The 14336-nt window shown below is 58.0% G+C and carries 9 protein-coding genes and 1 pseudogene; 3 read left to right on the top strand and 7 right to left on the bottom strand.

What is annotated here, in order from left to right; all coding sequences use genetic code 11:
- The first annotated feature begins 247 nt into the window (after positions 1 to 247).
- Complete coding sequence (locus KOR34_RS00745) at positions 248 to 1723, top strand: GntP family permease (RefSeq protein WP_146561292.1); 1476 nt, start codon at positions 248 to 250, stop codon at positions 1721 to 1723.
- Between the two features lie 57 nt (positions 1724 to 1780).
- Positions 1781 to 3772 (top strand): YjhG/YagF family D-xylonate dehydratase, encoded by a 1992-nt coding sequence (locus KOR34_RS00740; RefSeq protein WP_146561290.1) that lies wholly within the window; start codon positions 1781 to 1783, stop codon positions 3770 to 3772.
- A gap of 383 nt (positions 3773 to 4155) precedes the next feature.
- Here the strand turns inward: KOR34_RS00740 and KOR34_RS27290 are convergent, their stop codons facing one another.
- On the bottom strand, positions 4156 to 4488 hold the full coding sequence (locus KOR34_RS27290; RefSeq protein WP_261342649.1) for a DUF5605 domain-containing protein: 333 nt from the start codon (positions 4486 to 4488) through the stop codon (positions 4156 to 4158).
- 15 nt (positions 4489 to 4503) lie between these two features.
- A pseudogene (locus KOR34_RS27285) lies at positions 4504 to 5127 on the bottom strand (apiosidase-like domain-containing protein); the annotation flags it as partial.
- An 80-nt stretch (positions 5128 to 5207) separates the two neighbouring features.
- On the opposite strand from KOR34_RS27285, the gene KOR34_RS00730 reads away from it, so the two are divergent.
- Positions 5208 to 6218 (top strand): IS3 family transposase, encoded by a 1011-nt coding sequence (locus KOR34_RS00730; RefSeq protein WP_146561288.1) that lies wholly within the window; start codon positions 5208 to 5210, stop codon positions 6216 to 6218.
- Here KOR34_RS00730 and KOR34_RS00725 read toward each other — a convergent pair.
- The 5 genes from KOR34_RS00725 to KOR34_RS26345 all read right to left on the bottom strand — a co-directional run bounded on the left by KOR34_RS00725 (position 6164) and on the right by KOR34_RS26345 (position 14321).
- On the bottom strand, positions 6164 to 6895 hold the full coding sequence (locus tag KOR34_RS00725; RefSeq protein ID WP_146561286.1) for a DUF5060 domain-containing protein: 732 nt from the start codon (positions 6893 to 6895) through the stop codon (positions 6164 to 6166). The two genes, KOR34_RS00730 and KOR34_RS00725, sit on opposite strands and share 55 nt — an antisense overlap.
- A gap of 170 nt (positions 6896 to 7065) precedes the next feature.
- Positions 7066 to 8484, bottom strand: coding sequence for a nucleoside hydrolase-like domain-containing protein (locus tag KOR34_RS00720; RefSeq protein ID WP_146561285.1), 1419 nt, complete (start codon positions 8482 to 8484; stop codon positions 7066 to 7068).
- Positions 8485 to 9019: 535 nt separating this feature from the next.
- Positions 9020 to 9691 carry an IS5 family transposase gene (locus KOR34_RS00715; RefSeq protein ID WP_261342604.1) on the bottom strand — a complete coding sequence of 224 codons (672 nt, stop codon included), beginning with the start codon at positions 9689 to 9691 and terminating at the stop codon, positions 9020 to 9022.
- A complete protein-coding gene (locus KOR34_RS27280) occupies positions 9603 to 9980 on the bottom strand; it encodes a transposase (RefSeq protein ID WP_197531017.1) in 378 nt (125 codons plus the stop codon). The genes KOR34_RS00715 and KOR34_RS27280 overlap by 89 nt, the downstream gene beginning before the upstream one ends.
- A gap of 90 nt (positions 9981 to 10070) precedes the next feature.
- Positions 10071 to 14321 (bottom strand): DUF1593 domain-containing protein, encoded by a 4251-nt coding sequence (locus tag KOR34_RS26345; protein ID WP_197531016.1) that lies wholly within the window; start codon positions 14319 to 14321, stop codon positions 10071 to 10073.
- Between the last annotated feature and the right edge of the window lie 15 nt (positions 14322 to 14336).

The raw sequence follows: 14336 nt of genomic DNA, 5'->3' as shown, positions 1-14336 counted from the left end.
GCTTCGGGATCACCTCTTCTGGACCGTGCTTCTTACCCTTCGGCATCCTTCTACCTCCTCAAAGGTCATGTCCTCGACGCCCGGGATTATCCCAAACGGCGTGGACTTATTTGAAGGGGCTGGGTCACGACCGCTTGCGCTCGCGGCGTGAGCCGGGTTGTTCAACGGGCTGCTAGCCCAAGTCCTTGAGCTACAAACGAGTTAGTGTGCGCTGGCCCTGGGGGTGGTGGCAGAACAATAGGCGCAATTGTGTGATTCGATTGGCGAACAAAGTCCATTTGAGCTACGCTCAGGCTTTTCCTTTTCACCCAAGGTCACTCTCGTGCCCGAATGGTATGCTTTTCTGATTCTGTTCGTGGGACTAGCCGTAGTAATTGGCGGCATCGTTGCGCTGCGTGTCCACGCTTTCTTGGCATTGATCACCGCAGCGGTGGTGGTGAGCTTGATGGCCCCCGGTGAGTGGGTTGACAAGATACCCCGGGTGGCCGAGGCGTTTGGCTCGACCGCCGCAGGAGTCGGCGTGGTGATTGCCCTGGCGGCCATCATCGGCGGCGCCATGACCGCCAGCGGCGCGGCCGACCGTGTGGTGCGGATGTTTATCGATCTGTTCGGCGAGCGACGTGGTGGCACGGCGTTGATGGCAAGCGGGTTTGCAATCGCGATTCCGGTGTTTTTTGACACAGTTTTCTACCTGCTCGTGCCGCTGGCGCGTTCTATGCACCGCCGCACCGGTGGGTGTTACGTAAAGTACCTGATTGCCGCCGCGGCGAGTGCTTCGGCTCACGCCCTCGTGCCGCCTACCCCCGGGCCGCTACTGGTGGCGAACGAGCTGGGAGTCGATATCGGGTTGATGATGCTTGTGGGCATTGCCGTTGCAATTCCCGCCTCGATAGTAGGTCTGATGTTTGGCAGCTGGTCGGACAAACGAATGACCGTGGCGCCCCCCGCAGAGACTGAATCCACGGGGCGACACGCCGCGGATGATGCAGTTTATGCCGAGATCGCCGGCGACGACGAATTACCGAGTCTGGCCTGGTCGCTGGCGCCGATCGTGCTGCCAGTGTGTCTGATCACTGCCAATACTGTCGCCAATGCGGTGCAACTCGATTTGCCTGAGCCCGCTGCCAACGCCCTGGCCGTGCTCGGCACGCCCAACCTTGCGCTGTTGCTTGCAGCCATTCTGGCGCTGGTCACGCAACAGATGTATCGCCAGCAATCGCTGGCCACCATCGCCAATTCGGTGGAACATGCATTGATGAGTGGTGGCGTCATCGTACTGATCACGGCTGCGGGGGGAGCATTCGGCGGCATGCTCCGCGAGGCGCAGCTCGCTCCTGCTATTAAGACGGCGTTTGGCGAAACTGCGGCCAGCGGCATTGGATTGTTGCTGTTGGCGTTTGCAATGGCTTCACTCATCAAGTTCGCTCAAGGGTCGAGCACCGCAGCGATGATCGTCACCTCGGGCATGGTCGCGGCGATGATCCAGGGAACCTCGCTCGGCTACCACCCGGTGTACCTATGCACCTCAATCGGCGCCGGGTCGCTGGTTGGTTCGTGGATGAACGACAGCGGATTCTGGATTTTCGCCAAAATGGGTGGCCTTACCGAATTGCAAACCCTCCGCACATGGACGCCCTTGCTAGCGATTCTGGGCGTAGTAGCTATGATCATGACCCTGCTGTTGGCTACGGCGATGCCTATGGCTCCGCCGGCGATACCTTAGTCTACCGGTTTGGTAAGTACAGCAGGTGATACATGTCCACAAGCCCAGGAGCATTCGATGTCAAAAGAGTGGTTTAGTACCGACGATCGTAGCGTGTACGACGTCGAGACCTCGGCCGCAGGTCCGGCCGGCGCGCTCCCCTTGACCGACGAGCTGCTCCGCACTAGCCCCAGCGGAGACTTGTTTGGCTGGACCCAGGACGCCGCCATGGGGTGGAACCCGGCTGACCTGGGCCGCGATGAGTACTTGATTCTCAGCACCATGGGAGGCGTCCGCGCGCCGGATGGCACGCCGGTGGCGCTTGGCTACCACACCGGTCACTGGGAAGTAGGCCTGCTAGTCGAACAAGCCGCCAAAGAGATTCGTAGCGGCGGCGGCTTGCCTTTCGCCGGGTTCTGCAGCGATCCATGCGATGGGCGCTCCCAGGGAACCAGTGGAATGTTCGACAGCCTCGCCTACCGCAACGACGCAGCGGTAGTATTGCGGCGACTCATCCGATCGCTCCCCACCCGCAAAGGAGTGATCGGAGTCGCGACCTGCGATAAAGGCCACCCAGCGATGATGATGGCGTTGGTCGGCGTGCGGGACCTGCCGGCCATCGTCGTGCCGGGCGGGGTCACCCTGCCACCTACCAGCGGCGAAGACGCGGCCAAGGTGCAAAGCCTGGGCGCCCGCTACTCGCACGGTCTGATTAGCCTCGAAGAAGCCGCGGCGCTTGGTTGCCGGGCATGCGCCACGCCGGGCGGGGGATGCCAATTCTTGGGCACAGCGGCCACTTCGCAAGTGGTGGGCGAAGCGCTCGGACTATCGCTGCCACACTCGGCCCTCGCGCCCAGTGGCCAACTGGTATGGCGCGAGGCGGCGGTGCGGTCGGCACAAGCCGTCATGGCGCAGAGTAAGCGGCGGATCAAGGTATCAGACATCGTTACTCCCGCTGCGATCCGCAACGCGATGGTCGTGCATGCCGCGTTTGGCGGTTCGACCAATCTGCTGCTGCACATTCCGGCAGTGGCGCACGCGGCAGGCGTACCGCGCCCCACCCTCAGTGAGTGGATCGATGTTAATTGCACCACACCGCGACTGGTGAGCGTGCTGCCCAACGGTCCGGTCGATCATCCCACAGTGCGAGTGTTTCTTGCCGGGGGCGTGCCCGAGGTGATGTGCCACCTCCGTGAGCTGAGTTTGCTCGACACGTCGGTTCTGACCGCCTGGGGCGAAACGCTAGACGCCGTGCTTGATGCCTGGCTAACTTGCGAGCGCCGAGAGCGGCTCCGCGAGCGATTACTCAGCTGCGACAATGTCGACCCTGACGAAGTGATCTACTCGCCGGCGCGTGCCCGCGAGCAAGGGCTTACCGGCACGCTCGCCTTCCTGCGTGGCAATCTTGCGCCCGATGGAGCCGTGGTGAAGGCCACGGCGATCGACCCTTCGGTAATAACCGGCGACGAGTATCACCACGTTGGCCCGGCACGGGTGTTCACCAGTGAACGCTCCGCGATCGCGGCGATCAAAGGCCAGGGCGGCACCCAGCCTGTTGCGGGCGAAGTTATAGTGCTTGCCGGGTGTGGGCCTTCGGGCACAGGTATGGAAGAAACGTATCAACTCACTGCGGCGCTCAAGCACCTGAAATGGGGCAATCAGATTCCACTGGTCACTGATGCCCGCTTTTCGGGTGTCTCGACCGGACCCTGCATCGGGCACATTGGGCCCGAGGCGCTGGCAGGCGGGCCGCTCGGTAAGATACAAAATGGCGACATGGTACAAATCACGATTCGCCCACTCGAGGCCTGCGGCACGTTAGACTTGGTAGGCACGGCGGGAGAAAACAAGGGTAGCAACTGGGGCGCCGTAGAGCTGAGCCGCCGTCCGATTCGCGACGACTTGGTTGAGGCCAAGGGCCTGCCCGACGACACGCGACTGTGGGCGCTACTGCAGTCGGCCAGCGGAGGCACTTGGGGTGGGTGCGTGTACGACCTCGAAGCCATCCGTCGCCAACTTGCTGGCGATAACCGATCCGAACGCACCGCCGCTTTGGGCCCGATTCAATGAATTGGCGTTCAAAGCGGTCGCTGTATCTCGACCGCGATTCGGAGTTCATCTACGTCTACCAAAGAGCCAACTCGCGTGCGTCGCCTCACCCAGCTAACGGCGAGCAGCCCTCACTCCGCTCCAGAGGTTGCTTCGGCTACCCTCTGCGGGCTCCGTTGCAATGCGGAGGGGCATACCTCAACCAAACCATGCCTGCAATACGGCTGAGACAGGAAAGTGACGCTGGTCACCATCGCGATGATCTTCCAGTATGCCGATCAACTCTTCCGTGCACGAGGCCCAACAGCCTCTACCAGAGCGCGGACGCCGACGGCGAGATCAATAGTCACCCTCAACGACCTTGGCAATCTCTTGCTACCATGCGGCATAAGAACAGGCTGGCTTTACTGAGATGATGCTGGGGCCGGTTGGGCGACCAGTCGAATTGCTGTGTAGGGTCGGCTTGTTTCGAGAGAGAATTTTCCAGGTGGGACGGTCTCTTCCCTTAACACATTCATGTTCCAGGTATCCATGACTTCCAACTGGTATTGCTTGCCGCCAGGAAGGTCTACCTCGATGGTTCGTCCCGCGTCTTCGGTATAAGCCAAGTAGTGTTCCGCTTCTTTACTAAACACGTAGATGTTATTGTTCAGCTCGTCAATGATTTTACGGTCGATCTTGTCAGAGATGTCAGCTGGGACGGAGCGCGAACTCAGCTTTACGAGCCGTGGTTTCATTTCAGTAACAGGAGCCTCTTCCATGACCTTCTTGAAGTAAGCAATCCTTTCGGGGCTCTTTCCCGGCAATGTTCCGCCTTTTGCCCACCAGCGGACTTCGGTCTCGTCGTCAGAATCGTTTCTAAATGTATCGCCGTGTGTCCCGTAGCCGCCGCTCAAGCCGGCCTTCCAAAAATAGCTGGTCATGTCTTTGGCGTTCATATTTCCCCAACTGCTCGAGACATCACCCTCGTAACGCATCTCGTCGAACAGCAGTGGCTTGTTGTACTTTCCACGCCATTCGATAGCGTTAAAGAAGAAAAAGGTCTGGGCGCTGACGTGCGTTACCCACGGGCGTGAGTGATCGAAAAAGTGACTGTCGGCATAATACCAGTTGTGGATGCCACGAAGCCGTTGGTGCGGATCCTCCATCTGAAGCAGAGTGCCGATTCCATTCCAATCAACTTCGTTCTTGATTCGCGGCACGTCCCATTCATTTGCCAACGACCACCAAACGTTGCGATACGCGGATAGTCTTGCGATGAGATATCGCACGTACCTCTCGTTGTTTTCCTTCCCCATGTTTTGATAGCCCCATCGATCATAAGGATGGAAAAGAATAACGTCGGACTGGACACCGAGATCTCTAAGTTGGCGGACGCGATTGTCGAAGTTTGCGGTAGCCCATCACTTTCGGACAGCGGCGGGAGCCGGAATAATGGTTCCCGAAGGAGGTCCGGATGGACGATCAAACGAAGCGGAAGCGGCCGACGTACAGCGATGATTTCAAGCGTGACGCGGTGCGGCTGGTAGCTGGAGCGAGAGATCCTAAAAAAAGCCACGGCGTACTTCGCGAAGGAGTCGACGTGAAGCACGCCTGGATCACCGAGCACCGCGGCTCCTTCCCGGTCGCGCTGATGTGCGGGCTGCTGGGCGTGAGCCGCTCGGGCTATTACGACTCCATCGACCGGCCTGTCAGCGCTCGGGCGCAGCGGACCGCGAAGATCCATGCCGCAGTCGAGCAGGTCTTCGAGGAGAACCACGCGATCTACGGCCCGGCGAAGATCGCCGAGGCGCTCAAGGAGAGCGAGCAGCTGGAGACCGCTTGCCGCAACACGGTCGCCAGGGCGATGCAAGAAATGGGCCTGAAAAGCCGGGTCCGCAGGGCGTTCACGCCGACCACGACCCAGGCCGACCCGTCGAAGCGTCCGGCCCCCAACACGCTGGCCCGCGACTTCACGGCCGAGCGGCCCAACCAAAAGTGGGTGACGGACATCACCTACCTGCCGACCCTGGCGGGCTGGGTTTACCTGGCCGTGGTGGTCGACCTGTTCAGCCGCAAGGTGGTCGGTTGGGCGATGAGCGATTCATTGGCGACGCCGCTGGTGAGCGAGGCCCTCCGGAGGGCGATCGAGTCGCGGCAACCAGGTCGGGGTGAACTGTTACACCACAGCGACCGAGGCAGCCAGTACACGAGCGAAGACTACCAGAGGACCCTAAAGACGCTGGGCGTCGAATGCTCGATGAGCCGCCGCGGCGACTGCTACGACAACGCCGTCGCCGAGCGGTTCTTCTGGTCGCTGAAACACGAGTGGACCAAACACGAGAGCTTCGCCAACCTTGAAGAAACACGCCTGAGCGTGTTCAAGTACATCGACGTCTTCTACAATCGCCAGCGGCTCCACCAGTCGCTTGGCTACAAAACCCCCGAGCAATACGAAGCCGAAAACGCCCCGGCTGTAGCGGCGTAGAAACATGCCCCGCCGCTGTCCGAAAGTCGTGGGCTATCGCAGTTTCTAAAAAACTCAAAGTTCGGTTTTGCGAAGTTATTCTTGGACTCGAACGCATACTGCCACGGTTCAGTGTTGTTCCCATAAGAATAAGCCTTGGGGAACACGCACATACGCATCTTGTTGAACGGCGACTTGGCTAGTGTCTCGACGGTCTTCTCCTGGATGCTTTGTTTGACGCTCGTCCATTGATAGGCGGTTGTACCCACCGAATAGAAAGGCGACCCGTCGGCGTACTCGAGGTAATGCGTGTTGACGACGCGCACCGGGCCATGGTTACTCCCTGTCGGTTCCACACAAAGGAAGGAACCCTTTTGTCCGCTTAGCGCGTCGCGATTGCTCTTGGTAACAAAGTGCCATGCACCCTCTTGATGAGGTGAAAAGCGGACCTTGTAGACGCCATTGCCGTCGTAGAATCCAGGAACGGTGACGGTTGTCGAAGTGTTGGAGAATTTGGCAGTAAGTGATGTGTCGAGATAGGGATTTCCTCTTGGCGAGCCCTGGAAAGTGAGCTCGTAGGTGTCCCATTGCTCAACCGATGTTGTTTCCTTGGCACTGGCCTTGTCGGTGAAGCTGGGTGGGATAAAGACTGCGAGCAATGCGAGTGCGCGGAGTGACGATGGAAGTAACGTTGTCATGGTTCGCCTTTTAGTTTGCCTGCCGATAATGTATTCGAGGCATAATTGCCTGCGCGGGAGCGATCGCGTAAGAGACGGGGACGGACTCGCTTCACCAGAAAGTTTTCGTGGTCGCATTCATCGGATGAGTCGCGGATCGCTATCTACCGATTGGCAGTAACATGTGACATCTATCGGCAAGTGACGATGAGGCGACGGTATCGAGTCAATGCCGGATTTCCGTCGTCGGAAACCACGAGTAGCACGTGCGCTGTCTCGCCCGCCGCGTCCTTGGGAACCACCAATTGTGCCTTTATCTGATCTGCGTCCACCACGTCGATCTGCCCCTTGTAGCTGCCGGCTTCCGGATAGAACTGCCAGCGATACGTAAGCGAATCTCCGTCGATGTCCATAGTGCCGGTGGCGTCAAGCTGGACGTGTTCGCCCGGCTTTGTCGTGACTATAATCGCGCGTCTTGAGTTGTCGCCATTAAGTGCTGGGCTTGGCGGGTGATTAACCTCGTCGAACTTTCTCACGCACCAATCCATCCGAGCTTGATAGTCGTTTTGGAAGTGCGGCGCCCAACGGCTGATCGTATGGCCCATACGACTAGGGAGAATGTTTGATGGGACGTCAATCCATTGATTCTCTGCTCCCTCTGCTTTCTGGAGCCGACCGCCCCAACCACCCCAGTCGGGGTGCTCCATGTCGCTCAACCCGTTAGGGACCAGTCCGAGGAACGTTTCTGAATCGGCTCCTCCTAGCTTGCCGTGACGCAGCGGGCACAGGGCACCGAGTGCTCCGTGGTCAAAGCGAACGTGTTCGTTTAGCCATTCTGCACTATGCAGCTCCGGCGGCGCGGAATAGATTACCCCACCCGTGGAAACGATGTAATGCAGCTCGGGGAAGTTCTCCAGAATCCACACGCCGGTCGCGTCTTGGTGTCCCCACGCGTAGACTCGGAGCTTAGAGACGAACTCTTGCACTTCCTCAGGACTGCGGTCGTTGCGGACTCGCCATAACGCCTGAGCCAACTCGACTGAGCCTCCCCAGATCGGCATCCAAACAGGTCGAGGATCATCGCGATCGACAGCTTCGATGATTAGTTTCGTAGCGTCTGTGTCTTTGTCCGCACCAATCAGCTGCTCGAGTGGGTAGTGGCCGCTGTCTTTACCCGCTATCCCTGTGCGAATGTTAAACGGAGCGTCACGCCCCGTCTTCACGCCATTGCGAATCAGCGTAAGCAGATGGCTCGCTTCTGGCCAGCCACCGCTGTGCCTCAACAGGTTATCGCGTACTTCGCCATAGGCCTTGATCCATTTGACGAGTAGCGCCGGCTGTGGATCGCCGTCAATCGGACGGTGCTCTTCCCTGGGGAAGATACGAATGGACGTCGCGATCAACCCTTCGATGTCATACTGGTCCGCGTACATTAGAAACCGCGTGAGGGATTGCTCGTCGTCTCGGTCACCTCCGATGTCGGTTAGTAGAACTATGCGATGCTTTTCTGAGCTCGGCAGCGCTTTGATCTGAGCAACTGCCGAACTGGACACGGCACAGCAGCAGATGCCGACTACCAGCAGGAAAGGCTTTTGATTGTGTTTACTCATAATGCTGATGCTCTTTACTACTTCAGTCCATAAACCGCATCGCGGACACTCTTGTGCATCCCACTCTTGTCGACTAGCCGAATTTGCACGAATAGAATCGCCGTCACGTCGCCCCAACGTGGACAACCAGCGCACCCGTGCTCGCCGCTCTACCACAAGCATTCTCTTCGACCACTCTCACACTCTCGCTATTTGTGTTCTTTCGACGACGCAGGACAATGCCCATGGACTGCAACGTCGACGCAAGAGCCCACCTGCACGTGGGTCGGTAATCAAGAACGCGCTTTCACACCGTCTGACACTCGCCCAGGCGCCATCAGCCGCCCTTCGCACGGTTACAGGAGTCGTACGCCGTCGAAGTCGCAGAACGATTCTAACGTCGAGTCGATACGCCCGACGCCTCGCCATCGACGGTCGACTCTCGGATTCGACGAACGACAGCAACCCAGTCTTTGCTTGCAGAGTTTGGAGGCGCGCCGAGTGATTGCTTTCCAGCTCCTCGGATTGCTTTAACGGATCCAGATGGCCTTGTCGACTAACTCCACACGAACTGAGGCATGCCGAGTTGGGTGAAGCGGTTGAGTATCGCACAGCGTAGCCGGGCTTCGGTTTTCTGGTTGGGCGGTTTTCGGCTCCGGAGCTTGTCGCCGAAGGTTGTCTTGACGCGGTGCATGGTGGTCTCGACCAGGCTCCGCACGTGGTAGCCGACGTCGATCTTCCAAGCCTTGCGGCTTGTGCGTCGGATCTGGCGGAGCGCCTCGTCGCGTGGCAGACGGTAGTCGTTCGAGTTCGCGTGCCGCCAGATCTTGGCGTTCTTGCGGGGCGGGATGATCGGCTGAGCCGCCTCGCATTCCAAGGCGTCATACACTTTCCGCTGGTCGTAGGCGCCGTCGCCGTAGAACTTCTCGATCGGCGGCTCGACCTGATCGATCAAGGGCTCCACCAGATCGGCGTCGTGCTTGTCGTTGTCGGTCGACTCCTCGGCCACGATCTCGCCCGTCTCCGGGGCGATCGCGAGGTGCAGCTTCCGCCACGTGCGACGCTTGCTCACGCCGTGCTTGCGGGCCTTCCACTCGCCCTCGCCAAAGACCTTCAGGCCCGTGCTGTCGACCACCACGTCAATCGGACCGTGTTTCGGCGTGGCGTTCAAGGCGATCTCCATCTTGGCCGCCCGCTTCTGCAGCGACGTGTAATCGGGGATCTCCACCCTGGCGTCCATCAGCCGCACCAGCGAGCAAACGAAGCCCTCCGTCTGCCGGGTAGGTTAGGCTGAACACCTCACGCAGCGACAGCAGGCAACGCACCGCCTCGTCGCTGTAGGTGAAGGGACGACCGACCTTCTTCTCGGCGTTCTCGTGCTCCCACCCGAGGATCACGTCCTCTTCAAGCCACAGAGTCACGTCGCCACGCTGCACCAACGCCTCGTTGTACGCGCTCCAGTTCGTTAACTTGTACTGCTTCCCCGCCGTACGGCAGGAGGCTCCTGATTCCGCCATGATCCGCTCCGTCGCGTTGAAGAGACAATCCATTCAAGTCGACTCTACGCGGCGGGAAAAAGGATTGTTCGACAAGGCCCCTGCAAAGCACTAGTTGGCTGGTTGCACACACCAGTCTGCGCGTTCCTGAAACTCATTTTGATACTCTTTCCGCCACTTCGAAATAGATGACCTACCAGGGCCATCGACGAAATGCTTCGTGCCTTGCTTGCGTTTGTACTGCCCGCCCCAACTCGGCTGTGTGGGATCGTCCGGGTTATTGATTCCTCGAACGGCACTGACAAGGTGGAGGTACGCAGGGGTGTCTCCTTCGCAGACTCCGCTACAGCCCATGCCCTCATGTGGATAGATATCGCACAGCGGGCCATGACCTTTTCGAATGTGTTCGTTCACCCACGCCAGGTCAGAATTCGGATCGCGCCCGCCGAACATCCCTTGGTAGGTCTTGCGTGACTCGATGATAAACAAGTCCGGAAACTCCTTCATCAACCAGCTGTGCGTCGCATCCTGATGAGCGATCAAGAAGATGCGAAGCTTGCTGATAAACCTTTTCAGCTCGGCATCAGTACGCGTGTTCTGCACATCCCAGATTGCCTGAGCGACCTCGCGAGGTCCGCCCCACACGCTAATCCAGATAGGGCGTGGATCAGGCTTGTCGACGGCGGCAATGATTGCGTTCGAGGCTTCACTGTCTTTCCCCTTGCCAATGATGTCCGTGTGGGGCTGCTTGCCGGCGCCAAACTTCACCGGCACGCCGTGGTTGTTACCCTTACCCTCGAATGTGACCGAACGCAGATAGTCCGGCGATGGATACCTCGAATCATGCGATCTGAGGTTGTCGTAGACCTTTTCATACTGGTCGAGCACACCCAGAATGTTCTTCTTGTGCGCTTCCATGGCGAAGGTGCCCGCTGACGCCACGAGCCCTTCGACTTCCAGTTCGTTTGAGTAAAGAAGAAAGCGAACCATCGACTGCATGTCGTCTGGGTCGCTCTTCATCGTGTTGGGAACGTTGCCACCCTTCACGACTCCAATTGGCGGGAAGTCCGAAGTCACTATGACGCGTGGCTTCGATATACTATTTGCCGCGGGCTTTGTTGAACTGGTCTGAGTAGGCTTAGCTTGCTCGAATGGCGCACGTAAACGGGATTCAATAAAGTTCGCGATCCGGCTGTGCGGCGCCTTCTTGTGGAATCCGAACACGCATGCGGCATCCAAGCCCGTGTAAGATCGTTTGTCTTGATCGCGCCCAAAGCTGAAGATGACCATGTTATTGCCCTGTCGCCAGCCTTCATCGCCGGCCGATTCGGGGCCCGTGTTTATTACTCCGGCGTACCACACTTGCGGATCGTTCGGGTCGCTGTCCTCAAGGTAAAAGAACGGTGATGGAAACTTATTGCCGAATGCTGGCTCGAGAAACCCAAGACCACCCGATTTACATTCCCGATGCTTGCCATCCTTGAGCACATAGAAGTCCTTGTCGACGGACGCATCTTGCTCGCCACCGATCGGGCCCTCATACAGGAAAGCGTACTTCTTGTTGGCTTTCAGGACCTTGATACTGGCGTGCGTCGAAAAGAAGTGGTACTCCACTTCGTAGTCCGAATTCGCAGACCGCATGATAAGGTGGTCGCCTTCGAGCTTATCGTTTACGGCGATCTCGTTACCATTAGAGTCGACCCACCACGACTTGGCACCACTGCCACGCTGCGGGTGATTAAAGTTTCCTTCGCCAAAGTTCGGCCAACCGCGATATTCGTGCCTGCCGCCGCGTGAGGGAGACTTGTTGTAACCTCGATCGGCGTCATTCCCAATCCAATCGTTGCCGGCCTGGTCGAACGCGCTGCTGAAGCCCGTTTTTCCGCCAGTCTCGCCGTTCTCGAAGTACCAGGTCCCGCCCGCTGCCGCAATCTTCCAGCACATATTGTCGAAGTGTCTTACTTTGGTTACGACGACGTTCGACGGAAATGGTAAGTAGGGTGCTCCGGCCGCCGGTTCGTCGCTGTTGGCGGATCCTGACGGCGCTGCCTCGTCGAGATGCTCGCTAAATGTAGCATTGGATGCTCTCGCCTTAGCCAATGCTGCAACAAACGGGTCCGCGTCACCTGTAAATTGGAGCATTGTCGTTTCCGCGACGTCCCAGTCAGCCATACTAGCAGCTTCGTATCCGCTAATATAATGGCCCACTCCTTCGTAGAACGTGACGTTCGGATGGCGGTCCCAGCCCGTCTTCTTAGTCTTGCTGACGAAGATGTCTTCGCCCTCTGTCAGACCATGAGCCTCGATATCTTTCAGCGATAACGTAGTCTCCTTCCAGTCTGCCCAGCTAACGATGAGCTTTGGCTTCGAGAGCTTCGACTGAAACCATGCGCCACCGCCGTGAGCGACAACGTCGGCTCCAGCGTAAGTTTCCGGAATATACTCCTGCAGCCACTTCGCCAACGTGAATTGCGATGCGGTAGCAGACGAACCGGCCTTCGCGGCTGGCACTGTTACTGCAGCGACTTTGTTGGCCTTGGCCAAGCCGACCGACATCTCTTTCGAGAACGCGGTGGCGTCTCCGTCGAATTGAAGGATGGTCAGTCCCGAGACGTCCCAGCCGGACATCGCTGTTGAGTCATACGCGTTCACAAAATAGCCGGCGCCGTTATAGTAAGAAACGTTTGGGTGGTCCGCCCATTCAGGTATTTTTTCAGGCTGAGCCAGAAAGATCGCGCGGCCATCGCTGAGAGCATGGGCCTCAAGATACTTGAGCGTCAGCTTTTCCTCTTGCCAGTCCGCCCAGCTAACAACCAAGCTAGGTTCGCTAAGTTTCGCTTGATACCACGCACCACCACCATGCGTAATGAGCTCGGCGCTTGGATACTTGGCCGCGATATAGTCCTTTAACCAACTCGCGACTGACTGGCCAGCAGTTGAGGCTGGCAGAGCGTTGGGCGCGCCCGTCGACTCGCTTGGCGCTTCAAGCACGATTCGCCGGTAACTGCTTAAATTATGGGCGCCGTCGTCCGTGACTTGGCAGATCAAGTGAAGACTCTTGCCTGCCGCATCGCTGGGGACGCTCACCGTTGCTTTACTCGATTCGCTTCCAGCAATTGCAACTTTGCCTTGATAGCTACCTGCGTCGCCCTGAACGAACCATTTGAATGTGAGTTGGTCACCGTCCGGATCGGTCGTCCCGGAAGCGTCAAGCGTTAGTGATTCGCCGGGCGTGACACTCCTCGTAAGCACATGGATACCGCCGTCACCATTAAGGACAAGGTCCGGATTGCGGTTTCCCTTTCCATCTTTCGCCCAATCCATGCGGGCCGCGAAATTGTTGAAGGCAGCGGGATAGAATCGCCTAAAGCTGCTCCTGCTAGAGCTTGCTTCCCGCCAAAGGTTGTCCTCGTTCTCCTTGAAGGTGCCTCCCCAACTGACCTGCGTTGGGTCTTCCGGATCGTTCAAACCGTTTGGCATCAGGTAGAGGAATGCAGGTGTATCGCCTTCCACGCCGTACTTGAATTTTGGGTATTGGCTTCCCAGGTGACCATGGCCCTGAATATGCTCAGCGTAATGATCCCAATTGCTCTTGCCGATATTGTTGTGCTCGATCCAGGCCGCTTCGTCCCAGAGAAACATCAGGTTATCGCCGGCCTGCTCGTAGATCCAACCGTGTGAGCTGATTTCGAGGCCTTCTCCGCGATAGCTGCGATCCTGATCCGTGATAGCGTAGACGCGTAGCTTGTTCAGTAACTTCTCGTACTCCAGGGGAGTTCGATCCTTCTTTATTTGATAAATTGCCTGCGCGAGTGTATTCCCGCCGCCCCATATTCCGATCCACAAGGGACGATCGTCCGGTTCGTCAGCGAGCCTGGCGATCAACTCACTGCCCGGTGAGCCATTGTCGTCGCCGATAAATTTCTTGCCGCGATTCATGCTGCCAAACATGATGCGTTCTCGAAGGTATTCCGCACTTGGCCAGTACCCGATCTCTTGCTTGTCGTTATCGTGAGCGTGGCCGGTTTGGCCAGATCGTTTCATTAGGTTGGGCAGGTCGTTCTCGTAAGCATCGACGACCCCACGCGCGATGCCAATAAACCCTCTTTCAGGATTTTTGTTGAGCGTACTGATGCTATAACCGGTCGAAACAACGATGCCTTCGATTTCGAAGAGATCAGCATGAGCCATCAGGCGAATCAATGATTCGTGGTCATCCGTTTCCCAGGTGGACACGTCCGTAAGGACGAGCATTCGAGGCTTCAGCGTTTGGGCAAACAGGTGGTTGGATGTCGCAAACGCAATCAGGACAACAACAAGCCACCTGGTGTGGAGTTGCAACTGGAGTGAATTGCTCTTCATTCTTGGTCTCGTAGG

Source organism: Posidoniimonas corsicana, from assembly GCF_007859765.1.
Taxonomy (GTDB): domain Bacteria; phylum Planctomycetota; class Planctomycetia; order Pirellulales; family Lacipirellulaceae; genus Posidoniimonas; species Posidoniimonas corsicana.
The sequence above is the reverse complement of the archived record's forward strand: the minus strand, read 5'-3'. Positions and strand labels throughout refer to the sequence as shown.

What these genes read in the sequence shown, in the direction of transcription:
- KOR34_RS27290 (WP_261342649.1), bottom strand. Translation starts at nt 4,488, where the DNA reads ATGAAACCACGGCTCGTAAAGCTGAGTTCGCGCTCCGTCCCAGCTGAC.
- KOR34_RS00730 (WP_146561288.1), top strand. Translation starts at nt 5,208, where the DNA reads ATGGACGATCAAACGAAGCGGAAGCGGCCGACGTACAGCGATGATTTC.
- KOR34_RS26345 (WP_197531016.1), bottom strand. Translation starts at nt 14,321, where the DNA reads ATGAAGAGCAATTCACTCCAGTTGCAACTCCACACCAGGTGGCTTGTT.
- KOR34_RS00720 (WP_146561285.1), bottom strand. Translation starts at nt 8,484, where the DNA reads ATGAGTAAACACAATCAAAAGCCTTTCCTGCTGGTAGTCGGCATCTGC.
- KOR34_RS00740 (WP_146561290.1), top strand. Translation starts at nt 1,781, where the DNA reads ATGTCAAAAGAGTGGTTTAGTACCGACGATCGTAGCGTGTACGACGTC.
- KOR34_RS27280 (WP_197531017.1), bottom strand. Translation starts at nt 9,980, where the DNA reads ATGGCGGAATCAGGAGCCTCCTGCCGTACGGCGGGGAAGCAGTACAAG.
- KOR34_RS00725 (WP_146561286.1), bottom strand. Translation starts at nt 6,895, where the DNA reads ATGACAACGTTACTTCCATCGTCACTCCGCGCACTCGCATTGCTCGCA.